The sequence below is a fragment of the Frankia sp. Mgl5 genome, from assembly GCF_023242985.1.
Taxonomy (GTDB): Bacteria; Actinomycetota; Actinomycetes; order Frankiales; family Frankiaceae; genus Parafrankia; species Parafrankia soli.
In genome coordinates, this window is record NZ_JALKFY010000464.1 from 1 (window position 1) to 458 (window position 458).

General features: G+C 55.9%; 1 pseudogene. It reads left to right on the forward strand.

Going from position 1 to position 458, the window contains the following annotated elements:
• Window positions 1-417 (forward strand): annotated as a pseudogene (locus MXD62_RS10155) (alanine dehydrogenase); the annotation flags it as partial.
• Between the last annotated feature and the right edge of the window lie 41 nt (window positions 418-458).

A 458-nucleotide genomic window follows, 5' to 3' on the forward strand; every position in this document is an offset into this window, starting at 1 on the left:
GTTTTAATTCCGGGGGCAAGAGCACCCCATCTGGTAACGGAGGAAATGGTCAGAACGATGACGCCCGGTTCTGTCATTGTCGATGTAGCGATTGATCAAGGGGGCTCAATCGCCACCAGCGACAGGATTACCACGCATAGCGACCCTACCTATGTGAAGCACGGTGTGGTTCATTACGCCGTAGCCAACATGCCTGGGGCGGTTCCGCGCACATCGACGATCGCACTCGCCAATGTGACTGTTCCATATGGCCTGGAGATCGCGGGCAAGGGCTTTCGCGCAGCCATTACGCAAAACCGTGCTCTGGCCCGCGGCGTTAACGTACTCAACGGACAGGTGGTCTACGAAGCGGTTGCCAAGTCTCTCGAAATGCCGTATGTTCCGCTGGAAGAAGCAATGCAGGAGATGCGCGGGTAAATGATACCACCACTCGAATTGCCAAAGGGACAGGCGCATAT